The sequence below is a fragment of the Pseudomonas sp. B6002 genome (assembly GCF_013385985.1).
In the GTDB taxonomy this organism is placed as follows: domain Bacteria; phylum Pseudomonadota; class Gammaproteobacteria; order Pseudomonadales; family Pseudomonadaceae; genus Aquipseudomonas.
This window is the reverse complement of the sequence record NZ_JACAOY010000009.1, coordinates 46,279-71,712: the sequence shown is the minus strand read 5'-3', so window position 1 is coordinate 71,712 and position 25,434 is coordinate 46,279. Positions and strand designations below refer to the sequence as shown.

At 62.7% G+C, this 25,434-nt stretch carries 23 protein-coding genes; 10 read left to right on the top strand and 13 right to left on the bottom strand.

Annotated features, from left to right (window positions below; genetic code table 11):
- Nucleotides 1-5: 5 nt before the first annotated feature.
- From HX792_RS13405 to HX792_RS13395, 3 genes are all read right to left on the bottom strand, one after another.
- Nucleotides 6-1,034, bottom strand: coding sequence for a purine nucleoside permease (locus HX792_RS13405; RefSeq protein WP_176996557.1), 1,029 nt, complete (start codon nucleotides 1,032-1,034; stop codon nucleotides 6-8).
- Between the two features lie 14 nt (nucleotides 1,035-1,048).
- Nucleotides 1,049-2,011: a nucleoside-specific channel-forming protein Tsx gene (locus tag HX792_RS13400; protein WP_176996556.1), complete on the bottom strand. Its 963-nt coding sequence runs from the start codon at nucleotides 2,009-2,011 to the stop codon at nucleotides 1,049-1,051.
- Between the two features lie 155 nt (nucleotides 2,012-2,166).
- A complete protein-coding gene (locus HX792_RS13395) occupies nucleotides 2,167-3,105 on the bottom strand; it encodes an AraC family transcriptional regulator (protein WP_176996555.1) in 939 nt (312 codons plus the stop codon).
- Nucleotides 3,106-3,382: 277 nt separating this feature from the next.
- On the opposite strand from HX792_RS13395, the gene HX792_RS13390 reads away from it, so the two are divergent.
- Entirely contained in the window at nucleotides 3,383-4,642 is a 1,260-nt protein-coding gene (locus tag HX792_RS13390) for a sugar ABC transporter substrate-binding protein (protein WP_371319356.1), read from the top strand.
- Nucleotides 4,643-4,662: 20 nt separating this feature from the next.
- Nucleotides 4,663-5,436 carry an L-iditol 2-dehydrogenase gene (locus HX792_RS13385; RefSeq protein ID WP_176996553.1) on the top strand — a complete coding sequence of 258 codons (774 nt, stop codon included), beginning with the start codon at nucleotides 4,663-4,665 and terminating at the stop codon, nucleotides 5,434-5,436.
- A 135-nt stretch (nucleotides 5,437-5,571) separates the two neighbouring features.
- Here HX792_RS13385 and HX792_RS13380 read toward each other — a convergent pair whose 3' ends face one another.
- Nucleotides 5,572-6,264 carry an NUDIX hydrolase gene (locus tag HX792_RS13380; RefSeq protein ID WP_176996552.1) on the bottom strand — a complete coding sequence of 231 codons (693 nt, stop codon included), beginning with the start codon at nucleotides 6,262-6,264 and terminating at the stop codon, nucleotides 5,572-5,574.
- A 147-nt stretch (nucleotides 6,265-6,411) separates the two neighbouring features.
- Between HX792_RS13380 and HX792_RS13375 the strand changes: the two genes are divergently transcribed.
- From HX792_RS13375 to nadE, 3 genes are read left to right on the top strand one after another with little or no spacing between them, the layout of a single operon-like run.
- The gene (locus tag HX792_RS13375) at nucleotides 6,412-7,059 is read left to right on the top strand and encodes a nicotinamidase (RefSeq protein WP_176996551.1); all 648 of its coding nucleotides are present in this window, start codon (nucleotides 6,412-6,414) and stop codon (nucleotides 7,057-7,059) included.
- Nucleotides 7,060-7,070: 11 nt separating this feature from the next.
- Nucleotides 7,071-8,288, top strand: a complete 1,218-nt coding sequence (gene pncB, locus HX792_RS13370; RefSeq protein WP_176996550.1) for a nicotinate phosphoribosyltransferase — start codon at nucleotides 7,071-7,073, stop codon at nucleotides 8,286-8,288.
- A 1-nt stretch (nucleotide 8,289) separates the two neighbouring features.
- Nucleotides 8,290-9,099 carry an ammonia-dependent NAD(+) synthetase gene (nadE, locus tag HX792_RS13365; RefSeq protein ID WP_176996549.1) on the top strand — a complete coding sequence of 270 codons (810 nt, stop codon included), beginning with the start codon at nucleotides 8,290-8,292 and terminating at the stop codon, nucleotides 9,097-9,099.
- Nucleotides 9,100-9,205: 106 nt separating this feature from the next.
- Here the strand turns inward: nadE and HX792_RS13360 are convergent, their stop codons facing one another.
- From HX792_RS13360 to HX792_RS13330, 7 genes are read right to left on the bottom strand one after another with little or no spacing between them, the layout of a single operon-like run.
- Nucleotides 9,206-10,237, bottom strand: a complete 1,032-nt coding sequence (locus HX792_RS13360) for an ABC transporter substrate-binding protein (protein ID WP_176996548.1) — start codon at nucleotides 10,235-10,237, stop codon at nucleotides 9,206-9,208.
- A 14-nt stretch (nucleotides 10,238-10,251) separates the two neighbouring features.
- Nucleotides 10,252-11,349: an FAD-binding oxidoreductase gene (locus tag HX792_RS13355; RefSeq protein WP_176996547.1), complete on the bottom strand. Its 1,098-nt coding sequence runs from the start codon at nucleotides 11,347-11,349 to the stop codon at nucleotides 10,252-10,254.
- A complete protein-coding gene (locus HX792_RS13350; RefSeq protein ID WP_176996546.1) occupies nucleotides 11,346-12,689 on the bottom strand; it encodes an NAD(P)/FAD-dependent oxidoreductase in 1,344 nt (447 codons plus the stop codon). Before HX792_RS13350 ends, HX792_RS13355 begins: the two co-directional genes overlap by 4 nt.
- Nucleotides 12,686-12,976, bottom strand: coding sequence for a (2Fe-2S)-binding protein (locus tag HX792_RS13345; protein ID WP_176996545.1), 291 nt, complete (start codon nucleotides 12,974-12,976; stop codon nucleotides 12,686-12,688). Before HX792_RS13345 ends, HX792_RS13350 begins: the two co-directional genes overlap by 4 nt.
- A complete protein-coding gene (locus HX792_RS13340) occupies nucleotides 12,976-13,770 on the bottom strand; it encodes an ABC transporter permease (protein WP_078743198.1) in 795 nt (264 codons plus the stop codon). Before HX792_RS13340 ends, HX792_RS13345 begins: the two co-directional genes overlap by 1 nt.
- 4 nt (nucleotides 13,771-13,774) lie before the next feature.
- Nucleotides 13,775-14,620, bottom strand: a complete 846-nt coding sequence (locus HX792_RS13335) for an ABC transporter permease (RefSeq protein ID WP_176996544.1) — start codon at nucleotides 14,618-14,620, stop codon at nucleotides 13,775-13,777.
- A complete protein-coding gene (locus HX792_RS13330) occupies nucleotides 14,617-15,645 on the bottom strand; it encodes an ABC transporter ATP-binding protein (RefSeq protein ID WP_176996543.1) in 1,029 nt (342 codons plus the stop codon). The genes HX792_RS13335 and HX792_RS13330 overlap by 4 nt, the downstream gene beginning before the upstream one ends.
- 244 nt (nucleotides 15,646-15,889) lie before the next feature.
- Between HX792_RS13330 and HX792_RS13325 the strand changes: the two genes are divergently transcribed.
- Nucleotides 15,890-16,720, top strand: a complete 831-nt coding sequence (locus tag HX792_RS13325; RefSeq protein WP_176996542.1) for an IclR family transcriptional regulator — start codon at nucleotides 15,890-15,892, stop codon at nucleotides 16,718-16,720.
- 199 nt (nucleotides 16,721-16,919) lie between these two features.
- On the opposite strand, the gene HX792_RS13320 is transcribed toward HX792_RS13325, so the two are convergent.
- Both HX792_RS13320 and HX792_RS13315 read right to left on the bottom strand, forming a co-directional pair.
- Nucleotides 16,920-17,585, bottom strand: a complete 666-nt coding sequence (locus HX792_RS13320; RefSeq protein WP_176996541.1) for a response regulator — start codon at nucleotides 17,583-17,585, stop codon at nucleotides 16,920-16,922.
- Nucleotides 17,560-20,943, bottom strand: coding sequence for an ATP-binding protein (locus HX792_RS13315; RefSeq protein WP_176996540.1), 3,384 nt, complete (start codon nucleotides 20,941-20,943; stop codon nucleotides 17,560-17,562). The genes HX792_RS13320 and HX792_RS13315 overlap by 26 nt, the downstream gene beginning before the upstream one ends.
- A gap of 301 nt (nucleotides 20,944-21,244) precedes the next feature.
- Here HX792_RS13315 and urtA point away from each other — a divergent pair, with 301 nt between their 5' ends.
- From urtA to urtD, 4 genes are all read left to right on the top strand, one after another.
- A complete protein-coding gene (gene urtA, locus HX792_RS13310) occupies nucleotides 21,245-22,453 on the top strand; it encodes an urea ABC transporter substrate-binding protein (RefSeq protein ID WP_064452758.1) in 1,209 nt (402 codons plus the stop codon).
- A 146-nt stretch (nucleotides 22,454-22,599) separates the two neighbouring features.
- Nucleotides 22,600-23,517 carry an urea ABC transporter permease subunit UrtB gene (gene urtB / locus HX792_RS13305; RefSeq protein WP_176996539.1) on the top strand — a complete coding sequence of 306 codons (918 nt, stop codon included), beginning with the start codon at nucleotides 22,600-22,602 and terminating at the stop codon, nucleotides 23,515-23,517.
- A 10-nt stretch (nucleotides 23,518-23,527) separates the two neighbouring features.
- Entirely contained in the window at nucleotides 23,528-24,679 is a 1,152-nt protein-coding gene (gene urtC / locus HX792_RS13300; RefSeq protein WP_176996538.1) for an urea ABC transporter permease subunit UrtC, read from the top strand.
- A complete protein-coding gene (urtD, locus tag HX792_RS13295) occupies nucleotides 24,676-25,434 on the top strand; it encodes an urea ABC transporter ATP-binding protein UrtD (protein ID WP_176996537.1) in 759 nt (252 codons plus the stop codon). The genes urtC and urtD overlap by 4 nt, the downstream gene beginning before the upstream one ends.

Sequence of the window (25,434 nt, the reverse complement as noted above, 5' to 3'; positions counted from 1 at the left end):
GATCATCAGGCCTCGGGAACGCCTTTTTCCCACGCCGACCAATTCTTCAGAATCGCCTGCACCAGCGGGTTGCCCGTGCGGTACAGGTTCTCCAGCGCCGGTACAAAGCCGCCCTGGTCTGCGTATTTCAGCAGGTTGTCCACTTCGCTGTAGCCAGGGTACGGCCGGTCGAAGTCGGAGCCGGCGCGCACCACCGCCAGGCGCTGGATATCCACCAAACCTTCACGGCTGGCACGCAGCAGGGCTTCATAGGTGGAGTTGTCTTCCTGCTGGGTGGTGCAGTACTCGCCCTTGTTGTCCGTCAGCAGCTTGGTCCAGACCTCGGCGCGCTCGCTCAGGCGTGTGCCGGAGAACCAGGTATTGCCCGCCAGCGTGTCGCAGCGGGTGACTTGCGGCGGTTGGTTGGCCGGTGCCGCCGGGTAGTGCTTGCGCCAGGCGCTGGACTCCTTGCTTTCGGTCAGTTCGACTTTCTGCGACAGGGCAAATGCCTTGGCCTGCAACTTGGGGTTGAGCTCAAACACTTCGGTCTTGTAGTCCAACGGTGGTTTTTCGTTGGGCCCCTTGGTGTTGATGCCGATGTAACCGGTCGGCCAGTCCTTTGGCGCGTCCCGCGAATCCAGTTCCCACTGGGTACCGAATTCCACCAGGTAATGGGCCCAGGCCGCCGTGCCGATGGTGCCGTGTTTAGGGCTGATACCCGCGATCCCGGCGATCAGGAAATAACTCTGGCGCAGGTCGAACTTGGGCGACAAGGCCAGCGCCAACGTGGACGCGGCAGCATTGGTCTGGCCCATGCCGGTGACCAGCAGGCACACGTCCTGGGTGTTGCAGCGAATCACCGGGTATTCGGCGGACAAGCCCGGCACGCGGACTTCCCGCTTGAGTTCCAGGCGATCGATCCAGGTTTGCGCCTCGGGGGCGAACATGGTGATCAGCATCACCTTGGGCTTGATCGGCGCCGGCGTATCGGCCAATACCGCAGGGGCCAGCAGGGCCAGGCCCACGGCAATCGAGAGACGGGTAAACACGTTCATGTAAAGCTCCTTAGTCAGAATTGATAACCCACGCCGGCGTAGTAACCCCAGCCGTCGGAACGGGCGCGGAAGTTGCCCTCGCCGAAATTCAACTCGCTGCCATCTTCCCAGTTGCCGCCGTTATGGAAGTAACGGCCGACCAGGGTAAAACGCAGGTGGGTGAACGAATACAGCAGCACGTTGGTGGCCACGACCGAGTTGGCGGTACGCGCCGGATTGTCCTTGTGCAGGTCCGAGCCAAAATCGTAGTTAGTGAAGCCGATGTAGGTCAGCGAGGCGCCGTTGTCGAAGCTGCTGATGGGCACGATGTACTTCATCTGCGCGCGGTAGCCATCCCACGAATACTCGTTGCTGGCGCCATAGTTTTCCCACTGGTAACGGCCATAGAAGTTCGCCGACAGGTTGACCCGCGAGTGGGTGTCGATGTCGGTGCCCAAGCCGCTGTACAAGGTGTTGGCGCGGTTGGCCTTGTTGCTGCCGTGGTCGTAGATCCAGTCGAACGCCACGTACCATTCCTTGAACGGCCCGATCGCCAGGCTGCGGCCCGCCAGGTAGTCGATGGAGATACGCGGCTCGTGCTCCATGAACACCGGCGAGCCATGGTCCCACACGCCTTTGTCATTACTGTTACCGATGCCGAGGATCTTCGGCACATCTACGTAGCCGTACAACTCGAACGGGCCCTTGCGGCCGAAGTACTCGTATTCCAGGTAGACATCATCCTGTGGCTTGGGGCCGAAGCTGATGTCTTTACTGCCGATCAGTGTGAGGTCCTGGTTGAACCATTCCGACAGATAGACGCCTTTTTTCGCCGGGCTGGCTTCAGGATTTTTCGTGTCGGGGCTCAGTGTTTCGCCCTGTGCTGAGTCATCGATGGGTGTTTCCTGCGCCAAAAGGGGGGCGCTGAGTACTCCCGTAACGGCGGCCAGTAGCAAAGAAACACCAAGGGAAGCAGGACGCCTTGAGGTGGGGTGCATTGAAAATCCCTATTCGTACGCGGTTTGAACCCGATTCTTCGGGTAAAGGTGAACCTGGTTGCCAAGTTCGTTCCGCAAACGTTTGCACAGGCTGTACCAACTTCTCTCAATCGGTTGATCAGCTTGAAAAAAATGGGGATTAGTCGACCTTTTGATCAGAAATGACTGGGTGTCATTTTTTCGATGCGATTGAACAGGTGCATCGCGGTTTCGCGACGGTATTCGCTCGGCGTCTGGTTCATCTCGATGCGAAAGTGCCGATTGAAATTGGACAGGTTGGCATAGCCCACTTCAAAGCAGATATCCGCCACCGACATATCGCTTTGCAGCAACAGCCGGCAGGCGCGTTGCACGCGGAACTTGCGCATCAGGTCGATAAAACCGTGGCCGGTGTTGCGCTTGAAGAAACGTGAAAACCCTGGTTCGCTCATCTCCAACTGTTGGGCGATGACCGATAGGCGCAAGTCACCAGTCAGTTCACGCATCAGGTAGTCGAAGGCCTTGTTGATTCGCTCGGCGCTGCGCGCGTCCAGGGTCGGTGCGTAGCAGGGGCTGGCGAGTGCCTGGACGTGCTGCACGGGGGCGTTCTTCAGGGTGTTCAGCAATTGCAGGAACAGGATCAGCCGTTGCAGGCCGTGGGCCTTGCCGATGGCCTCCATCAACTGCGCCGCCTGCACGGCGGTGTCGCCGCTGAATTCCAGGCCGCGCCGGGCGGTTTCGAACAACTGCTGCAAGTCGCCGAGTTCCGGCAGAGTTTTTCGCAGGGCGAGGAGGGCAGCGCCGTCGAATTGCAGCACCACGTCGCGGCCGGTCAGGTACTCACCGGGGGCCAGGTCACCGATCCAGTCATGGGGTAGGTCCGGGCCGATCAACGCCACATGCCCGGCACTGAACGCGCCGATGTAGTCGCCGGCCACCAGCTTGCCGCTGCCCTGGCGGATCAGGTGGATTTCGAATTCGGGGTGGTGGTTCCAGCGCGCCAGATCAAAGGGGTAATCGTGTTCGAACCAGCGGAAACAGTGGTCCGGCTCGGGCAGGATCACTTCGAGTTCGGCAGGGCGGTGCTCGAACAGCTGGGCGCGGCTGACAGGCATGATGCGGCCTCAGGGTGGGCGTGGACTCGCTTCAAAATACGCGCCCCGCACGGGTGAGCGCTACCCCCGGTTTCGCCCGGCACTGATACTTTTTTGATCCGGGTGGCTAAGTTAAAAAAGTATCAGTCGGGCATTCGCCATTCGTTTGTGAGGGGGTGGGCAAGCTGCTGTAATCAGGCTTCAACAACAAAAACAACAGGTGGAAACCGCCATGTTCCAGATCTGCAAAGGCAAGCTCCCGCAAGCGTTGTTCCTGCTTTCCGGCCTGGCGCTGGCCATGCCCAGCCACGCCGCCGACACCGTGACCATCGCCACGGTCAACAACAGCGACATGATCCGCATGCAGCGCCTGTCCAAGGTGTTTGAAGAACAGCACCCGGACATCAAGCTCAATTGGGTGGTGCTGGAAGAAAACGTGCTGCGCCAACGCCTCACCACCGACATCGCCACCCAGGGCGGGCAGTTCGACGTGCTGACCATCGGCACCTACGAAACCCCATTGTGGGGTGCCAAGCACTGGCTGGAACCGCTGACGCAGCTGCCAGCCGCGTACGACGCTGACGATATTTTCCCCTCGGTACGCCAGGGCCTGTCGGTCAATAACACCCTGTACGCCTTGCCGTTCTACGGCGAAAGCACCGTTACCTATTACCGCACCGACCTGTTCAAGCAGGCCGGCCTGAGCATGCCCGCGGACCCGACCTGGACCCAGCTCGGCGAATTCGCCTCCAAGCTCACGGCAAAAGACAAAGACCAATACGGCATGTGCCTGCGGGGCAAGGCCGGCTGGGGTGAGAACATCGCCTTGCTCAGCACCATGGCCAATGCCTTTGGTGCGCGCTGGTTCGACGAGCAGTGGAAGCCCGAACTGACCAGCCCCGAGTGGACGGCCGCCGCCAACTATTACGTCAACACCCTGAAAAATTACGGCCCGCCTGGCGTCTCCAGCAACGGCTTCAACGAAACCCTGGCGCTGTTCAACAGCGGCAAATGCGCGATCTGGGTCGATGCCAGCGTCGCCGGCTCCTTCACCACCGACAAGAGCCAGAGCAAGGTCGCCGACAGCGTCGGTTTCGCCGCCGCGCCCACCGAGGTCACCGACAAGGGCTCCTCCTGGCTGTACGCCTGGTCCCTGGCCATCCCGGCCACCTCCAAGCACAAGGACGCGGCTAAGGCGTTCATTACCTGGGCCACGTCCAAGGACTACATCCAACTGGTCGCAGACAAAGAAGGCATCACCAACGTACCGCCAGGCACCCGCCAGTCCACCTACAGCGAGGCGTACTTGAAGGCCGCTCCGTTTGCCCAGGTGACCCTGGAAATGATGAAGCACGCCGACCCTGCACACCCGTCGGCCAAGCCGGTGCCGTACGTGGGCATTCAATACGTGACCATCCCTGAGTTCCAGGCGATCGGCACGTCGGTGGGCAAGCTGTTCTCCGCCGCGCTCACCGGTGGCATGTCGGTTGACCAGGCGTTGCTCGAAGCCCAGTCCACCACCGAGCGCGAGATGAAACGCGCCGGCTACCCCAAATAATGCCCAAGGACACGAACGTCATGAAACGACTGGAAGGTAAAAGCGCGTTGATCACCGGGTCGGCGCGCGGCATCGGCCGCGCCTTTGCCCAGGCCTATATCGCTGAAGGCGCTACCGTTGCCATCGCCGATATCAACCTGCAACGGGCCCAGGCCACCGCCACTGAACTCGGCTCCAAGGCGTATGCCGTCGCGATGGATGTGACCGACCAGGCCTCCATCGACGGCGCAATTACCGCCGTGGTGGCCCACGCCGGCAAGCTGGATATCCTGATCAACAATGCTGCGCTGTTCGACCTGGCGCCCATCGTCGACATCACCCGCGACAGCTATGAGCGGCTGTTCTCGATCAACGTTGCCGGCACGCTGTTCACCCTGCAGGCCGCGGCCAAGCAGATGATCAGCCAGGGCCACGGCGGCAAGATCATCAACATGGCCAGCCAGGCCGGGCGCCGGGGCGAGCCGTTGGTGGCGATCTACTGCGCGACCAAGGCGGCGGTAATCAGCCTCACGCAGTCGGCGGGGCTTAACCTGATCAAGCAAGGCATAAACGTCAACGCAATCGCCCCGGGCGTGGTGGATGGCGAACATTGGGACGGGGTGGATGCACTGTTCGCCAAGCATGAAGGCCTGGCGCCTGGCGAGAAGAAGCAGCGGGTAGGGGCCGAAGTGCCGTTCGGGCGCATGGGCACGGCAGAAGACCTGACCGGCATGGCGATCTTCCTCGCCTCGAAGGACGCCGACTACGTGGTCGCCCAGACCTACAACGTCGATGGCGGCAATTGGATGAACTGACCCCACACACCTATAACTGAATGAACTGACCCCACACACCTTGTAGGAGCCGGCTTGCCGGCGATGGCGACCTTTGATGTTGCAGAAATCTCAGGGGCCCCATCGCCAGCAAGCCGGGCTCCTACAAGGGGTGTTTCATTCCGCAAAGCTGCGGTCGAAGAAGTAGATTTCACCCGGTCTCAGCGTCGCCACCGTCGCCTGCGGCCGGCCACCTTCGCCGTGCTTTTTACGCCCCGTCTCCCGCAAATACCCCGCCTCAGTCAGCTTCAACAACCGCTGGCGAATACTGGTCTTCAACACCGGCCGCGCCAGCACCAGGGAAAAAATCGCGGTCGCTTCCGGTGCACTGAACTCCTCACCCAAAAACATCAGCGGCAAGCTGCTGTACAGCGATTTGGACAGCAGCCGCTCCTGCACGGCCGCCACGATCAGGTTGTGATCGAACGGCAGCTTGAGGCTGCCATCCGCCACGTCATCCAGTGAAAACCAGGCCTGATGCTCGCCCAGCGCCACCTCGTCGGCGACGATTGCCAGGTAATAGGTCGACGATGACCAGCAGCGTGGGTCGCGAAACGCATCCCCCACCGTGCCCACTTGCTCGCTCCAGGCCAGTGCCAGGCCGACCTTGTCACTGGCGCGCAACCGTTCCACCGCATCCTTGAGGCTCAGATCTTGCACGTCGCCATTGACCACAACGCCTGGCAGCGCCCAATGCCCGGCGAAGGGTTCGGCGTCGCGCTTGTTGAGCAGCAGTTTCAGCTCGCCGGTGGCGCGGCAGTAGAACAGCACGCACAGGTCGACGGTATGGAGGTAGGCGTGAAGGGGCATCGGGCATTCCTTGTAAACAGTGGCGGGGCACAGTCTAACGGATCGAGCAGATATGTCATGTACTCGCTCCAGCATAGATAACTAAATGTTTCTTGCAATGAAAGTACATGACGTGTACTTTTGTTTCCAGGCCACAGGAGAACCACCATGACCCTTGCGAAAACTGCCATTGCCTCATTCGACGTCGACGCCCAGAAGAGCTTCACGCCCCTGTGCCCCAACGAGTTGCCGGTGGCCGGTGGCGACAGGATCGGCGCCGAGCTCAACTACATGGCCAGCCTTGCCGGCCATCGCGTTGGCAGCAAGGACGCCCACACCCCGCATGCCCCCTGGGTGGTGACGCAGCACAGCGACATGCTGCAACCCACTGGCCTGGCCCACGCCGACGTGACCTGGGTGAGTCACTGTGTGCCGGGCACCGAGGGTTTCACCTTGCTCGACGAGTTGCCCACGCCCTATGAGTACGACTACTTCATCTGGAAAGGCGTCGAACCCGACCTGCACCCCTATGGCGCCTGCTTCCACGACCTGCACGACAAACTTTCCACTGGCGTCATCGAGTACCTCAACGCCAGGGGCGTGAGCCGGGTAATCGTCGGCGGCCTGGCCCTGGACTACTGCGTCAAGACCACCGCGATGCAACTGCTCAAGGCGGGCTTCGAGGTGATCCTGCACCTGCCGGCCTGCCGAGGTATCAGCGAGGAGGGCGGCGTGCAAGCCGTCAATGCGTTGCTCAAGGCCGGTGCCGTCATCAGCAGCACCCGCGAAGAACTGGCCGCGATGGCCGCGCGTTAAGGAGACACACCATGGAAAGTGCCTACGACTACGAAGCCCCAGTGATCCAGGGCTTGCTCGACACCGACTACTACACCTTCACCATGATGCAGGCTGTGTTGCACCAGCACCCGAACGTCGATGTCGAGTACAACTTCATCGTTCGGTCCAGGGAAAAACTCGGCCACCTGATCCCCGAACTGCGCGCCGAGCTGGAGAAGATGGCCGGCCTGCACATGCGCGAAGGTGAGCTGCGTTTTCTGTTCAACCCACGTTTTCGCGAATACCTCACCCCGGACTACGAGCGTTTCCTCGGCCTGTTCCGCTTCAACCTGCGTTACATCCACGTCAGTGAATTCGACGGCCAACTCAACATCCGTGTGGTTGGCCCGATGCTGCACTGCATCATGTTCGAGCAGCCGTTGCTGGCCCTGGTGAGCGAGCTGCGCAACCGCGACAAGTACCCCGACGTGACCCTGGAAGACGTCACCCGCAAGCTCTACCAGAAGTTCGACTGGCTGGAGAAAAACCTCAGCCGCGACGAGTTGGCCGACCTGCGCGTTTCCGATTTCTCCACACGTCGGCGCTTGTCGTTCAAGGCCCAGCGCGAAGTGGTCGACATCATGCGCCGTGATTTTCCCGGCCAATTCGTCGGCACCAGCAACGCGCACCTGGCCTACGAATTTGACCTGCCGCTGATCGGCACCATGGCCCACCAATGGCTGATGGTGCACCAGCAACTGGGGCGCTTGCGCGAAAGCCAGAACGCCGCGCTGGAAAACTGGGTGCGTGAATACCGTGGCCGCCTGGGCATTGCCCTGACCGACTGCATCAGCACCGACTTTTTCCTCAAGGACTTCGACCTGTACTTTGCCAAGCTGTATGACGGCCTGCGCCAGGACTCCGGCGACCCCATCGCCTGGGCCGACAAGGTACTGGCCCGCTACAAGCAATTGGGCATCGACCCGATGACCAAGGACCTGATGTTTTCCGACGGCCTGAACTTCGAAAAATGCCTGCCGATCCTGCGTCACGTGCGCGGCAAGGCCAGGTTCGGTTTCGGCATGGGCACCAGCCTGGCCTGCGATGTGGAAGGTGTGGAGCCGTTGAGCATCGTGATGAAACTGGTGCGGGTGCACGGCGAGCCGGTGGTGAAGTTCTCGGATGACCCGATCAAGAACGTCTGCGAAGACGCCTCGTTTTTGCAGTACGCAGCACAGGTGTTCAATGTGGGCAATGTGGAGGTGTGACATGCAAGACCGTATCGCACAGGAACTGAACATCAATCGGCAACTGGTCAAGGGCGGTGAGGCCAAGGAAATCCAGCGGCGCATCGACTTCATCAAGGCCACCTTGCGCAGTTCTGGCGGCAAGGCCCTGGTACTGGGCATCAGCGGCGGCGTCGATTCCCTCACCGCTGGCCGTCTGTGCCAGCTGGCCGCCGAGCAATTGCGCAGCGAAGGGTATGCCGCGCACTTCATCGCCATGCGCCTGCCCTACAAGACCCAGGCCGACGAGCGTGACGCCCAGGCTTCCCTGGGTTTCATCACCCCGGACCAGATCGATACCCTGAACATCGCCGCCAGTGTCGACGGCCTGATGGCCAGCCTCACCGCCAGCGAAGCCAGCGCGGCCCATGTCGACTTCATCAAAGGCAACGTCAAGGCCCGTGCACGGATGATTGCTCAGTACGCCGTGGCCAACCTGCACAACGGCCTGGTGGTCGGCACCGACCACGGTGCCGAAGCCTTGATGGGGTTCTTCACCAAGTTCGGCGACGGTGCTTGTGACCTGGCGCCACTGTCGGGGCTGACCAAGACCCAGGTACGCCTGCTGGCCACGGCCCTGGGTGCGCCGGACAACCTGGTGCACAAACACCCCACCGCTGACCTGGAAGAACTGGCACCCGGCAAGCTGGATGAGCACGCTTATGGCTGCTCGTATGCCGAGATCGATGCCTACCTGATGGGCGAACCGGTGAGCGAGCGGGTACGCCACATCGTGGAGCAAGCCTACCTGAAGACCGCCCACAAACGCGCGTTACCCATCACCCCCCTGTAGGCGCCGGCTTGCCGGCGATGATCGCAACGGCACCGCGTTTCTCCAGAATGCCCGCGTTATCGTTAACGAGCATCGCAGGCAAGCCAGCTCCCACAGGAGATGCTGATTAGCGCTCGATCGAGCGACTCCACCGCGCATTCCACTCCGGCCGCGCCAGGTTCACTTTGTCCCAATCAATCGAGATCGCCGTCTGCAAGTAACCCTGCATCGCTTCCACCCGCGCGCGGGTCTTGTCGGTGGTCGGTGTGGTCGGGTTCGACGGGATCTGGTCACCTTCCTCCAGCGCCGGCGCCTGGGCTTCGGCGGTCAGCAGGAAGGCCGCGAGTTTCTGCGCCAGTTCCGGCTGGTCATTGCGCGCAATCACGCATTCGGCAACGTTCAGCACCACCGCGCCTTCCTTGGGTTGCGCATATTCCATCGGCACACCCAGCAGCTTCTGAGTGGTGACCTGGGTCGGCGTCAGCGGGAAGATCGCCGCTTCGTCGGTTTGCACCATCTCGGAGATCTTCGCCGAGCTGGCGATGTACTCCAGCACATTCGGCCCGATGGTTTTTGGCCAGGCCTTGAAGCCCGGCTCCACGTTCGTCTCGTCGCCGCCCTGGATACGGTTGAACATCAGGAAACCGTGCAGGCCGAACGTCGACGATGCCAGGGACTGGAACACCACTTTGTCCTTGAAGCGCGGGTCGGCCAGGTCCATCCACGAGGTCGGCGCTGCCCAGCCTTTTTCCTTGAACATCTTGGCGTTGTAGCCAAGGCCCGTCACGCCGAGGGTCACGGCCACGGCCTCTTCCTTGATCTTCGCTTTGGCGGGGATCTGGTCGAGGGTCGGGTTCGGCGTGAGCTTGTCGCACAGGCCCATGGAGATGGCGCGGTACATGATGCCGTCGTCAAGGAACATCACGTGCATCTGCGGGTTGTCTTTGTTGGCCTGGACCTTGGCGAGGATGTCCGACGAGGTGCCGGGCACGATCACCACCTTGACGTTGTTGGCCTTTTCGAACGCGGGCAACACCTTGTCGGCGTACACCCGTTCCATGGTGCCGCCGTTCATGCCCAGGTACAGCGTGGGCGCGGCATGGGCGGTAGAGGCGAGCAGGGCGAGGGACAAGCAGGACAGCGCAATACGTGGGTTCATGGATGTTTTTCCTCTCAGGCTTGGAAACGACGGATGGAAAACGCTTCGATGGGTTGCCGGCTGGCCCCGCTGCAGACGATCTCTGCCAGGGCTTCACCGACGGCGGGGCCGAGCTGGAACCCGGCGCCGGCAAAGCCGAAACCGTGGAGCAGGCCGGGTTGGGTGCTGCTGGGGCCGATCACCGGTTCATGATCGGGGAGGTAACCTTCGGTGCCGCTCCAGGTGCGGATCGCCTGGGCCCCCTTGAGAAACGGGTACAGCTCGCCGGCATTGCGCAAAATCTCCAGCACCGCCGCTTGCCCAGGGCGGGCCTGCTGCGGGCCGAGGGCAAAGCCACGACCGCCGCCGAGGATGCAATTGCCCCGGGCGACCTGCCGCGCATAAATGCCGCCGCCTTCCACGCCGGTGCTCACGTCCATCACCACCGGCAACGGCTCGGTCACCAGCATGGCCGGGTGCGCCGAGGTGATCGGCACCGGCTCGCCAAACTGCGCGGCGACGGTCCCGGCCCAGGCGCCGGCGCAATTCAACAGCCACGGCGCTTGCAACTGCAGGCCATTGGCGCACCTCACCTGGAATTGGCGGCCGTCGTGTTCGATGCGGACCACTTCGGCCTGCTCGTACACCGTGGCGCCGCAGCGTTGCGCCTCACGGGCGAAGGCCGGCGACACCAGGCGCGGGTTGGCGTGGCCGTCTTCCGGGCACAACGACGCGCCCACGGCGATATCGCCCACCCACGGGAAACGTGCGCGCAGCTCGGTGTAATCGAGCAGCTGCAAGCCCAGGCCAAAGCCACGGGTCTGTTCGGCATAGGCTTGCAAGGCGGCGAAATCGGCATGGCTGCGCGCCAGTTTCAGATGCCCGGAGCGCACGTATTCGCCGTCGATGCCGATCAGCCCCGGCAAGTCTGCCCACAGTTCATGGGCGCGTTGCGACAACGGCAACTGATGTAACGGCCGCCCCTGGCGTCGCACGCCGCCATAGTTGACGCCGCTGGAATGGGAGCCGCAGAAGTCTCGCTCCACCAGTGCGACACGCTTACCTTTCTGCGCCAGGCTCAAGGCCGCCGAGGCGCCGACGATCCCGCCGCCCAGTACGATCACGTCGATCATGGCTGCACCTCCACGCCAAACGGCAGGGGCTTGATGGGGGCCTGGCCACGCAACCGGCCGACCTCGTCAATGCCCCGGCCACTGCGCTCGGCCACAATCTCGGCAGCCGCCATGCCGCACATGCGCCCCTGGCAGCGGCCCATGCCGACGCGGCAGTGAGCCTTGACCCGGTTGATTTCCCAGTGGCCTTCATCCACCACGGCGCGCACATCGCCCACGCTGACCTCTTCGCAGCGGCACAAGATCAAATTATCCGGTGCCTGCGCGGCCCACTGTTCGGGGAAGGGGAACGCGGTTTCCAGGCCATGGCGAAAGCGCTGGATACCGGCCAGTTGTTGTTCGAGCACGGCGGTGCGGCGCTGGTCAATTGCGATGCCCGAATCTTCCAGCACCGCCAATGCTGCCCGCTCGCCGGCCATCTGTGCGGCGTCGGCGCCCATGATCCCGGCCCCATCGCCCGCCAGGTACACGCCGTTCACGCTGCTGCGTCCGGCGCTGTCCCGTTGTGGCAGCCAAGCGCGATTTAACGCGTTCCAGGCGAACTCACAGCCGAGCAAGTCCGCCAGTTGCGTCTCGCTGCGCAGGGCATGGGCGAAGGCCACCGCATCGCATTCCAGGGTGCGCGAACCCCAGCGAATCCCGGTGACCCGTTGCTCACCGTCAATCTGCGCAAGCGTGGCGCCCTGGTGCACCGGAATGCCGTGGGCAGTAAGCCATGCGCGGTAATACAAACCTTTGGCCAAGGTTGCCGGTTGACCGAGCAACGCAGGCAATGCACGGCACTGCGCGCTGAACGGCGCGCTGTCGAGTACCGCCACCACCTGGGCGCCGGCCTTGGCGTATTGGTAAGCCACCAGATACAGCAACGGCCCGCTGCCACAAAACGCCACGCGCTCGCCGATGGCGCAACCTTGATACTTCAGGGCGATCTGCGCCGCGCCCAGGCTGTACACGCCGGGCAGGGTCCAGCCCGGCACCGGCAGGATACGGTCGGTGGCGCCGGTGGCGACGACGAGCTGCGAATACTCGATGCTTTCGGCGCGGCCGTTTTTGAGCAGGTCGAGACGGCCATCCTCGGCATTCCACACCAGGGTTTCCGCGCGGTAGTCGATCAAGGGCGCCAATTCGTCCATGGTGCGGTGCACGGCCTCGGCCTTGCCCGCTTCAAAACCGTAGAGTTGCTTGGCCGAGCGCTGGAAATTCGGCGGTTGACGACGATAGATCTGACCGCCGCCGCGCGCGCTTTCATCCACCAGGCACGGTGTGATGCCATGGTCGAGCAAGGTGCGCGCCGCGCTGATGCCGGCCGGGCCTGCGCCCACAATCACCACCGGCTTCATGGCTGACGCCCCGGGGCGCGGCTGATCGCCTGGCCGGCTTCCAGCAGGGTCGAGCACGCACGCACGCGCCGGCCATCGGCAAGCCGTACCCAGCAATCCTGGCAGGCGCCCATCAGGCAGAAACCGGCGCGCCGTTCGGCACTGAAATCGCTGCCCCGCAGGTGCTCGGCGCAGGTCAGTACGGCGGTGAGTACGGTGTCGCCGAGCAAGCCGGTCGCCGGTTGCCCATCGAGGGTGAAGGCCAGGGCAGGGCGCCCGGTCTCGGCCAAGCGTTTGAACAAAGCCATCAGTGTTTCCCCACCAACACACGGTCCAGGCCGTAGACCCGGTCCAGCAGGATCATGGTCGCGGCGGTCAGCGCAATCACCAGCGCGGAAACGGCGGCCATCATCGGGTCGATGGACTCGGTGGCGTACACGTACATGCGCACCGGCAGAGTTTGCGTGGCCGGCGAGCTGACAAAGATCGACAGCGTCACCTCATCGAAACTGTTGATGAACGCCAGCAACCAGCCGCCTGCCACACCGGGCAGGATCATCGGCAAGGTGATCTGGCGAAACAGCGTAAAGCGGCTGGCACCGAGGGATTCGGCGGCCTGCTCGGCACTGCGATCAATGCCGATGGCGGCCGCCAATACCAGGCGCAGCACGTAGGGGGTGATGATCACCACGTGAGCCAGCATCAACCAGGTGAAGCTGCCATTGACGCCCATCAGGGCGAACAGGCGCAGCATCGCCACGCCCAGCACCAGGTGCGGGATGATGATCGGCGACAGGAACAGGGCGCTGAAAAAGTTGCGCCCCGGGAACTGGTAGCGGCTGATCGCCAGGGCCGCCGGCACGGCAATCAACGTCGCCAGGCTGGCGGCGGTAAAGGCCAGGATCAGACTGTTATAGAACGCCTGGATAAAGTCAGCGCGCTCGAACACCGCACGGAACCAGCGCAGGGAGAAGCCCGACGTTGGAATGCTCAAGGTGTTTTCCGGGGTGAAGGCCACCAGGCACACCACCACCAGTGGCGCCATCATGAACAGCACCACCAGGCCGTGGAAGCCGAGGGCCAAAGGACCGTTTCTGGACATGCGCTTAAACCCCCAGGGACTTTTTGTAGCGGCGTTCGACCATGCGGTTCCAGCTCAGCATGATCAGCAGGTTGACCAACAGCAGCACCACCGCGATGGTCGCGCCCATGGGCCAGTTGAGTTCCGAGAGGTACTGGTCGTACACCACCGTGGCGACCATCTTCAGGCGACGCCCGCCGAGCAGGCCGGGGATCGCGAACGAACTGGCGGCCAGGCCGAACACGATCAAGGTGCCGGACAGCACACCGGGCATCACCTGCGGCAGCACGATCTTGCGCATCACCGTGGCCTGGCTCGCGCCGAGGGACAACGCCGCCTGTTCGGCCGACGGGTCGAGCTTCTGCAAGGACGTCCACACCGGGATGATCATGAACGGCAGCATCACGTGCACCAGCGCGATCACCACCGCAAAGGGCGTGTACAGCAGTTTCATCGGGCGCCCGCCCAAGGCCTGGATCACCTGGTTGACCAACCCGTCGGCGCCGAGCAACAGGCTCCAGCCGAAGGCGCGCACCACCACTGAGATCAGTAGCGGCGTGAGGATCAGGATCAGGAAAATCGAGCGCCACGGGGTGCCCATGCGGCTGAGGATGTAGGCCTCGGGCACGCCGATCACCACGCACAGCAGGGTCACCAGCGCGCTGATCCAGAACGTGCGCCAGAAGATTTCGTAGAAGTACGCATCGCTGAACAGCGACAGGTAGTGGGCCAGGGTCCATTCATCCGCCTTCACCCCCACCTGGTAGTCGAACACGTTGAACGACAGCACCAGGGTCATGAGCAGCGGCAATACCAGCAGCCCGGTGAACAGCGCCAGGGCCGGCAGCGACAACAGGTAGCCCCGGCTCATGCGCGCACCTCATCGGTGGCCAGCACGCGCAGCAGGTCAGCCTGCCAGTCCAGGCCCACGAGGGCGCCGCAGCCCAGCGGCGCGCTGCCGTCGTTGCTGCGCACCACGGTGATTTCGCCCAGCAGGGTGTGAATGCGGTACAGCCACTGGCTGCCGAAGAAGTAGCGGTCGAGGACCTTGCCTTGCAGGCGACCGTGACCTGTATCCACCAGCTGGATTTTTTCCGGGCGCAGGCTGAGGGTCAGCTCGCCGTGGCCGCTTTCGTGACGCACTTGCGGCACGCCCAGCTGGTCGTAGTCGCCGGACAGCAGGTTGGCCTTGCCGACGAAGTCCGAGATGAACCGCGTGCGTGGGTGTTCATACAGCTTGTAGGGCGCATCCACCTGGGTCACGCGGCCGGCCTGCATGACCACCACGCGGTCGCTGATGGACAGCGCTTCGGCCTGGTCATGGGTGACCATCAGGGTGGTGATGCCCACCGCGCACTGGATGCGACGGATTTCAAACTGCATCTCTTCGCGCAGGTTGGCGTCGAGGTTGGACAGCGGTTCATCGAGCAGCAGCACCGGCGGCTCGATTACCAGGGCACGGGCGAGGGCCACGCGCTGGCGCTGACCACCGGACAACTCGCGCGGGTAGCGTTCGGCGTGGGGCGCCAGGCGCACCAGTTCCAGCACGGTCTTGACCTTGGCGGCGATCTCGGCGGCGGGCACTTTGCGCATCTTCAGGCCGAAGGCGACGTTGTCACGCACGCTCATGTGGGGGAACAGCGCGTAGCTCTGGAACACCACCCCCAGGCCACGGCTGGCGGGCTTGGCGTGGGTGATGTCACGGCCGTCGAGCAGGATCTGCCCGCCGCTCACGTCAACGAAGCCGGCAATCATTTGCAGGGTGGTGGTCTTGCCGCAGCCCGACGGGCCGAGCAGGGACACGAACTCGCCTTTTTCCACCGCAAGGTCGGTGGCGACCACCGCATCGACGGCGCCGTAGCGTTTGCTCAAGGCGTTGAGTTGGAGAAATGCCATGGTTGCGTTCCACCTTTTTTAAGTCGCGTCGACACGCGCTTTGTTGTTTTGGGCAGATGCGAAAAGAGTGTTGCGGGTGCGGTGGCGCTCGATCTTTTAGTCGGCTGCCGGTTGTTGTTCATTTCGCCCCTGGTGGACGCAGATTAGGACGAAGACTAGGATGGGCGAAAGATAGAATTTCACTGAACGGACTACTATTTTCAGTTTTATTCACTCACCGGAATTTACCAGGAGATCTGTTGTTATGGATTCCAATGAACGAAACGAAAACGCCAGGGAAGTCGGTGTCGGTGGGGTGTCCCGGCTGTTTGCACTGCTGCGCACCCTGGGTGAGGTGCCGGAGGGCGGCGAGCGTGTGACCCAATTGGCGCAGCAGGTCGGTTTGTCGCAACCGACCACTCACCGCTTGCTGCGCAGCCTGATGGACGAAGGCATGGTCGAGCAGGACGCACGCAGCAAGCGCTATCGCCTGAGCCTGGAGTTCTTCGCCCTGGCGGCCAATGCGGGCAAGACCGGCAACCTGCGCGACCTGGTGCGGCCGAGCATGTTGCGCCTCAGTGCATCGCTGGGGGACTCGCTGTTCCTGCTGGCGCGCTCGGGGTTTGACGCGATCTGCCTGGACCGCAGCGAAGGCCCGTACCCGATCCGCACCTTCACCGGCGATATTGGCGGGCGCGTGGCATTGGGCGTGGGGCAGGGCAGCCTGGCGATCCTGGCGTTTTTGCCGGAGGAAGAGCGTGAAACGGTGATTCGCTACAACCTGCCACGGCTCAAGGATTTCCACCTGTATGACGAAGTGTTGTTGCGTTCGGAGGTAGAGAACGTACGCACCCTGGGTTACGCGGCGCGCAATACCGGTGTGCTGGAAGGCATGGCGGGGTTGGCAGTGCCGATCCTCAACCGCGATGGTCACGCGGTGGCGGCCTTGAGTGTGGCGACCATCAGCGACCGGCTGGGGCCGAGCCGGTTGCCAATGGTGGTGGAGTTGCTCAAGCGCGAAGCGGCGGCGATCGGGCCGCGGATCAACCCCTTCGATCCCACACTGCGCCGCCCCTCACAAACCTTTGGCGGATAATCAATCCCCCAAACAATAAACATCCAATGTGGGAGCTGGCTTGCCTGCGATGGCGGAGTATCAGCCAACAAAGATGCAAGCTGAACAACCGCTATCGCAGGCAAGCCAGCTCCCACATTTCTAAATCGCAGCCGACGCAACATTGCCGGCGATGGCGCCCGTGAGATCGCCACCGCCGGCAAGCCGGCTCCTACAGGGGTCAGATCGCAGCCAACGCTACGGAGGTGGCAGCGGTGCGGGTCTCCACGCCGAGCTTCACATACACATGCTCCAGGTGCTTGTTTACCGTCCTCGGGCTCAACCCCAAAATATCGCCGATGTCCCGATTGGTCTTGCCGCACGCCACCCAGCGCAGCACCTCCACCTCCCGTTCCGTCAACGCAAACCGCGCCGATAACAAGCGGTGCGCCGGCTCATCCTCCAGCGTCAGCACACTCGGCTGCCTGGCCTCCCGCGCCGACAGCAAAATGCGCGAGGTGCGCAAATGCGCTGCCACCCGTGCCAGCACCTCGTCGGTCTGGATCGGCTTGGTCACGTAGTCGCTGCCACCCACTTCAAACCCCTGCACCACATGCTTGCTGTCAGTCAGCCCGGTCATGAACACCACCGGGATGTCCGCGCTGGCCGGTTGGGCCTTGAGCCGGCGACAGGTCTCGAAACCGTCCAGGCCCGGCATCATCGCGTCGAGCAGGATCAGGTCCGGGCGGCGGCGCTGTACGCGGTTCAATGCGCTGAGGCCATCGAGGGCCACCAGCACCATGTAGCCGGCGTCGTCGAGGGCATCGGACAACATCGCCAGGTTGTCCGGCGTGTCATCGACGATCAGCACCACGCCAGGTTCAGTGCTGCGGGTGAGTGCATTCATCTACGGCCTCCTTGAGGGTTCGGTTGAGTTCATCCAGGCGAAAGCCCTTGAGCAAACCGCGCACTTTGCTGATGAAAGGCGCGGCGTCGGGAGTTTGTACAAGGATCGTGTCGAGTCGTTCGTGCAGGCCGCGCACATAGCCGATGGCGCTGAGTTCGGCGAGGGCGGCGAGGTCTTCGGGGCTGGGCAGCACGCTGGGTGGCGCAGGCGGCACACGGCTTTGAGTGCGCCGCAGCCACTCCAGGCCCAGATGTGTTTGCAGGCGCCCGAGCAGTTCCGGCGTGCGCACCGGCTTGGCCAGGTAGTCGTTGCAGGCAGCCGCGATACCGCGTTCGCGGTCGTCGGTAAAGGCATTGGCCGAGATCACGATGATCGGTGCGGTCGACAGCGCGTTGCGCCGGATCAGGCGGCTGGTTTCATAGCCGTCCAGCGTCGGCATCGACAGGTCCATCAGGATCAGGTCAGGGGCCAGCAGCGCCACCTGGCGGATCGCGTCCTGGCCGTTGCTGGCCTGGATCACTTCAAACCCCAGGGGCGTGAGCATGCCGCTGAGTACCTTGCGATGGTCCACGTGGTCATCCACCACCAGAATGCGCCGGCGTGAACCGAGATAGCCGATGATGTCGTGCTCCACATGCACCACCGCCTGCGGCGCACGTACCTGGGACAGGAACAGCCGCACCTGGAAGCACGTGCCCTTGTCCAGTTCGCTGGTGACGCGCAATTCGCCGCCCATCAGCGCGGTGAGCATGCGCGTAATGGTCAGCCCCAGGCCCACGCCCTTGTCCTGGCGCATCAGGTCGCCACGCTCGAACGGCTGGAAAATCCGCTCCAGTTGCCCAGGGTCTATGCCGATGCCGGTGTCGATGATTTCAAAATTGGCCGTCTCGCGCCTGTAGCTCACTCGCAGGCACACCTCGCCGCTGTCGGTGAAGTTCACCGCATTGCCTAGCAGGTTGATCAGGATCTGCCGCACGCGCTTCTCATCACCGCGCACCACCGCCGGGATATTGCCCGCGCAGTCCAGGCGAAAGCGCAGGCCCTTGTCCTGGGCCTGGGGCGTGAACATCTGCTCCAGGTCGTGAAGCAGTTCCGGGAAGGGAATTTCGGTGAGTTCCAGGCGCAACTTGCCCGCCTCGATCTTGGCCACATCCAGCAGCCCGTCGATCAGCGACACCAGGTGCGAGCCGCTGCGCAGGATGGTCGCCAGGGCGTCCTGATGCTGCTCGGGCATGGCGCTGTCGCGCTGCAGGATCTGGGTGAAACCGAGGATGCTGTTCAGCGGTGTGCGCAGCTCGTGGGACAGCCCGGTGACGTAGCGGCTCTTGGCGGCATTCGCCGCTTCCGAGGCTTCCTTGGCCTGTTGCAGGGCCTGGTCGGTGAGGCTGTGGGCGTCGATTTCCTGCATCAGCAGCAGGGTCTGGCGGTCGGATTCCTGCTGGGCCACGCCACGGCTTTCACGGGTGAGTACCACCCACCAGGCGAGCACGGCGGCCAACACCGACAGGGTCAGGAAGGCTTTGAAGAACGCCTGGTACAAGGTTTCCGAATGAGGCAGCCCCTGGGCAGCCTGCACGTAGATCAACGCCAGGGCGCCAGCGAGCATCAACACCAGCGCCAGCAGCAACCCCAGGTAATGCGCCAGGCGCGTGTGCAGGCGCGGCATCATCGTATTCGGCAGCAGCCAGCGCAACACGCCTTCGAACTGGGTGACCAGGCGCGCGTGGGGTTTGCAGCGGTCGCCACAACGCGCATCCAGCGAGCAGCACAACGAGCAGATTGGCGTGCTGTAGGCCGGGCAGAACGCCATGTCGGCGGTTTCGAACGGGTTGCTGCACAGCCCGCACACCGCGTGGGTGGCCGGCGCCACCGGGTGAATCAACTGCACATCGCTGGTGCGGGCGATGTAGTACTTGCCCCCGGTCAGCCAGGCCAACAACGGCGCCATCACCAGCGCTGTGCCCAGCGCGACAAAGGGGGGCGCAGCCTGGGCCAGGGCACCGAACAGGCCGAAGTGGGCGAGGATCGACAGCAACGACGCGATCAGCATCGAACCGACCCCCACCGGGTTGATGTCGTAGAGGTGCGCGCGCTTGAACTCGATGTGCTTGGGCGACAGGCCCAACGGCTTGTTGATCACCAGGTCCGCCACCAGCGTGCCGATCCAGGCAATCGCCACATTGGCGTAGAGCCCCAGCACCTGGTCGATCACATCGAACACGCCCAGCTCCATCAGCATCAGCGCGATGGCCACGTTGAACACCAGCCACACCACGCGGCCGGGGTGGCTGTGGGTGATGCGGGCAAAGAAGTTGGACCAGGCCAGGGAGCCGGCGTAGGCGTTGGTCAGGTTGATCTTCATCTGCGAGATGAACACGAACAGCACCATGGCGCCGAGGGCCCATTCCGGCGAGCTGAACACATAGCGGAAGGCGACCAGGTACATCTGGGTCGGCTCGGCGGCGCGCTCCATGGGAATTTCGTGTTGCAGGGCGAGAAACGCCAGGAACGCCCCGGCAAACATCTTCAACGCGCCGGGGATGATCCAGCCGGGGCCGGCGCAGAGCAGGGCGGCCCACCAGCGCTTACGGTTGGCGGCGGTTTTTTCCGGCAGGAAGCGCAGGTAGTCGACCTGTTCGCCGATCTGCGTCACCAGGGACAGCGCCACGGTGCATGCGGCGCAGAACGCCAGCAGGTTGAACCCGCCCCCTTCGCCGCTGCGCCCGACAAAGCTGGTCCAGTCGCTGAAGGCGTCGGGGTTTTTCCACGCCACAAAGCCGTAGGGCAGCACCAGCAACAGCAGCCAGATCGGCTGCGTCCACAGCTGCAGGCGGCTGATCAGGGTCACGCCGTAGGCCACCAAGGGGATCACCAGCAATGAACAGATCACATAGGCAATCGCCAGCGGAATGTGGAAATACAGCTCCAAAGCCAGGGCCATGATTGCCGCTTCGAGGGCGAAGAACAGGAAGGTGAAGCTGGCGTAGATCAGCGAGGTGATGGTGGAACCGATATAGCCGAAACCGGCGCCACGGGTGAGCAGGTCCATGTCCACGCCGTAGCGCGCGGCGTAATAACTGATGGGCAGGCCGGTGAGGAAAATCACCAGGCTGATCGCCAGGATCGCCCAGAAGGTGTTGGTGAACCCGTAGCTCAAGGCCAAGACGCCGCCGATGGCCTCCAGCGCCAGGAACGACACCGCGCCCAGGGCCGTGTTGGCGATGCGCAGCTCCGACCATTTGCGAAAGGACTTGGGGGTGTAGCGCAGGGCGTAGTCTTCCATGGTCTCGTCGGCGACCCAGGTGTTGTAGTCGCGGCGGATCTTGACGATGCGCTGGGTGCCGGGAGGGGGATGCACGGTGGGAGACTCCGCAAAGAAGGCTAAATCGGATGAGCAAGTTCCATGCCCCGATTCAAAATGTGGGAGCTGGCTTGCCTGCGATAGCGGTGGATCGGGCACTGGAGAGGTCGGCTGACACACCGCTATCGCAGGCAAGCCAGCTCCCACAGGGTTTTGGGGCGGTGGGCGGGCGCGATCCTGCGCGAAAATGGTGCGCAGCGGCATACGTCAAATGACGTACCCGCTTACGTCAGGCTGCGTATACCCGCGCTGGCCCCCTGCCGCCATGCTGGACTCCTCATTGCAGAGGAGTCGCCCCATGGCACCCAGATTGATCCGCTCCACACCGCTGTTGGCCTTGTCATTACTGGCGGCCGCTCTGTTCAGCCAGGGCGTGCTGGCCGACAACGAAGGCTTGGCCGTGACCCCCACCGAAGTCACCGTCGGCCAGTTGCACTCGGCCACCGGCACCATGGCTATTTCCGAGACCGGCTCGATCCAGGCCGAGCGCCTGGCCATCGAGCAGATCAACGCGTCGGGCGGTATTCTCGGTCGGCAGATCAAGGTGATCCAGGAAGACGGCGCATCCGACTGGCCGACCTTCGCCGAGAAAGCCAAGAAGCTGCTGGTCAACGACAAGGTCGCCGCCGTGTTCGGCTGCTGGACCTCGGCGTCGCGCAAAGCGGTGTTGCCGATCTTCGAAAAAGAAAACGGTTTGCTCTACTACCCGACCTTCTACGAAGGCCTGGAGCAGTCGAAAAACGTGATCTACACCGGGCAGGAAGCCACCCAGCAGATCCTCGCCAGCCTCGACTGGATCGCCAAGACCAAAGGCGCCAAGACCTTCTACCTGGTGGGCTCGGACTACATCTGGCCGCGCACCTCGATGAAGATCGCACGCAAGCACATTGAAAACGTGCTGCACGGCACCGTGGTCGGCGAAGATTACTACCCGCTGGGCAACACCCAGTTCGGTTCGCTGATCAACAAGGTCAAGCTGAAGAAGCCGGATGTGGTGTTTGCAGCGGTGGTCGGCGGCTCCAACGTGGCCTTCTACAAACAGCTCAACGCGGCCGGCGTGAACGCGTCCAAGCAGACCTTGCTGACGCTGTCGGTCACCGAAGACGAACTGCTCGGCATCGGCGGTGAAAACATGGCCGGTTTCTATGCCTCGATGAAGTACTTCCAGAGCCTGGACAACCCGAACAACAAAGCCTTCGTCGAAGCCTTCAAGGCCAAGTACGGCAAGGACGCGGTGATCGGCGACGTGACCCAGGCCGCCTACCTCGGCCCATGGCTGTGGAAAGCCGCGGTGGAGAAGGCCGGCAGTTTCGACGTGGATAAAGTGGTGGCCGCATCGCCAGGCATCGAGCTGAAAACCGCGCCGGAAGGCTACGTGAAGATCCACGAGAACCATCACCTGTGGAGCAAGTCGCGCATCGGTGAAGTGCAGCCCAACGGCCAGTTCAAGGTGATCTACGAGTCGGATCTGATCGAGCCGAACCCGTTCCCCAAAGGCTACCAATAACCCCTAAGGCTGGCACAACCCCTGTAGGAGCCGGCTTGCCGGCGATGGCATCCCCTCGGTGCAACTGAAACACCGGGGTGCCTGGATCGCCGGCAAGCCGGCTCCTACAGGTCTGTTCTCAACCTGGTTCTCAGGAGACCATCATCATGGAATGGCTATCGGAATTTGGAGCCATCGCGGCAATGCAGGGGTTCAACGGCTTGTCCGTGTTCTGCGTGCTGTTGCTGATGGCATTGGGGCTGGCGATCATCTTTGGTCAGATGGGCGTGATCAACATGGCCCACGGCGAGTTCCTGACCATCGGCGCCTACACCACCTACGTGTGTTCCAGCCTGACCGCGCACTTTGCGCCGAGCTTCCAACCCTATTACTTCTTCTTTGCCATCGCCCTGTCGTTCCTCGTTGCCGGCGCCATCGGCTGGCTGGTGGAGTGGGCGATGATCAGCCGTTTGTACAAGCGCCCGCTGGACACCTTGCTGGCGACCTGGGGCTTGTCCCTGGTGATGCAGCAAACCTTCCGCTCGGTGTTCGGCGCCCGTGAGGTCAGCGCCGAACCGCCGGCCTGGCTAATGGGCTCGGTAAACTTCACCGACGCCATCGAGATCCCGCGCAACGGCCTGTTCATGATGGGCCTGACCCTGCTGCTGACCGGTGCGATCTTCATCATGCTCTACCGCTCGCGCTGGGGCTTGCAGGTGCGCGCCACGGTGCAGAACCGCCTGATGAGCCGGGCGGTAGGCATCAATACGCGCAAGGTCGACCGCATGACCTTCGCCCTGGGTTGCGGCGTGGCCGGGGTGGCGGGTGCGGCGTTCACCACCATTGGCTCCACCGGGCCCACGGCGGGTTCGCAGTACATCGTCGATACCTTCCTGGTGGTGGTGTTTGGCGGTGCGCAGAGCCTGTTCGGCACCATCGCCTCGGCGTTCGTGATTGCCCAGACCCAATCGCTGTCGGAGTTTTTCCTCAGTGGCTCGATGGCCAAGGTACTCACCTTGTCCTCGGTGATCCTGATCCTGATGCTGCGCCCGCAAGGGTTGTTCTCCATCAAAGTGCGCAAGTAGAGGCGAGCAGATGAAGGCTTTAGACAAGCTGCTGGGCGGCCAGCAAAACCTGATCGGCATCGTGCTGCTGGGGCTGTTGATCCTGGTGGTATTCCCCCTGACCCTGGACGCGTTCCGCCTGAACATGGTCGGCAAGTACCTGACCTACGCGTTCGTCGCGGTGGGCCTGGTGCTGTGCTGGGGCTATGGCGGCATTCTCAGCCTGGGGCAGGGCGTGTTCTTCGGCGTTGGCGGCTATTGCATGGCGATGTTCCTCAAGCTGGAGGCATCGGACCCGGAGAGCACCAAAATCCAATCCACCCCTGGCATCCCGGACTTCATGGACTGGAACCAGATCACCGAACTGCCGCTGTTGTGGCAGCCGTTCCACAGTTTCAGCTTTACCGTTTTTGCGGTGATCGCGGTGCCGGTACTCCTGGCATTTATCATCGGCATGGCGTTGTTCAAACGCCGTGTGGGGGATGTGTATTTCTCCATCGTCACCCAGGCGATTGCACTGATCCTCACCGTGCTGATCGTCGGCCAGCAAGGCCTGACCGGTGGCGTCAATGGCATCACCGACCTCAAGACCCTGCTCGGCTGGGACCTGCGCACCGACAGCGCCAAGCTGATCCTGTACTTCATCAACGCGGGCTTGCTGTTTGGCTGCATCTTCATTGGCCGCTTCATCCTCGCGTCCAAGCTCGGTCGGTTGCTGATGGCGATGCGCGACAAGGAAGAGCGCGTGCGTTTTTCCGGCTATGACGTGGCCAGCTTCAAGATCTTCGTGTTCTGTGTGGCCGCTGCGTTCTCGGCGATGGGCGGGGCGATGTTTGCCTTGCAGGTGGGCTTCATGTCGCCGTCGTTCGTGGGCGTCGTGCCGTCGATCGAGATGGTGATCTTTGCCGCCGTGGGCGGGCGCATGTCGCTGCTGGGCGCGGTGTATGGCGCGTTGCTGGTGAACTACGGCAAGACCTACTTTTCCGAGTCGTTTCCCGAACTGTGGCTGTACCTGATGGGCGGGTTGTTCATTGCCGTGGTGATGTACTTCCCCAACGGCCTGGCCGGATTGTGGGAGAGCCATGGCCGCCAGGCGTTGGCCAAACTGCTGCGGCGCACACCGGTGGTGAAAGCCCCGGTCAAAGCCAAGGCTAAAACCAAAATCCTGGAGACCCAGCCATGAGCGCCGTCGGCTTTGAGATGAAGAAACCGGTGCTGGCCATCGAAGGCCTCACCGTGTCGTTTGATGGCTTCAAGGCGGTCGACAACCTCAACCTGTATATCGACCGCAATGAAGTGCGCGTGGTGATCGGCCCCAACGGCGCCGGCAAGACCACCGTGCTCGACCTGATCTGCGGCAAGACCCGCGCCACCAGCGGCAGCATCCAGTTCGACGGGCAGGAACTGACAAAAATGCGCGAATACAACATCGTGCGCGCAGGTGTGGGGCGCAAGTTCCAGAACCCATCGATCTACGAAAACCTCACGGTGTTCGAGAACCTGGAGATGTCCTACCCGGCCGGGCGCAAGGTGTGGGGCGCGCTGTTCTTCAAGCGCAACGCCCAGGTGATCGCACGGGTGGAGGAGGTGGCGCGGGAGATCTTCCTCGGCGATTTGCTGCAACAGCAGGCCGACCTCTTGTCCCACGGGCAAAAGCAGTGGCTGGAAATTGGCATGCTGCTGATGCAAGACCCCGAGCTGCTGATGCTCGACGAGCCCGTGGCGGGCATGAGCGTCAACGAACGCGCACAGACCGCCGAGCTGCTCAACCGCATCAGCCAGGGCCGTTCGGTGCTGGTGATCGAGCACGACATGGAGTTCGTCAAAAGCATCGCCCACAAGGTCACGGTGCTGCACCAGGGCAAGGTGCTGGCCGAGGGCAGCATGGAGTCGGTGCAGAGCAACCCTAAAGTCATCGAAGTGTATTTGGGCCACTGA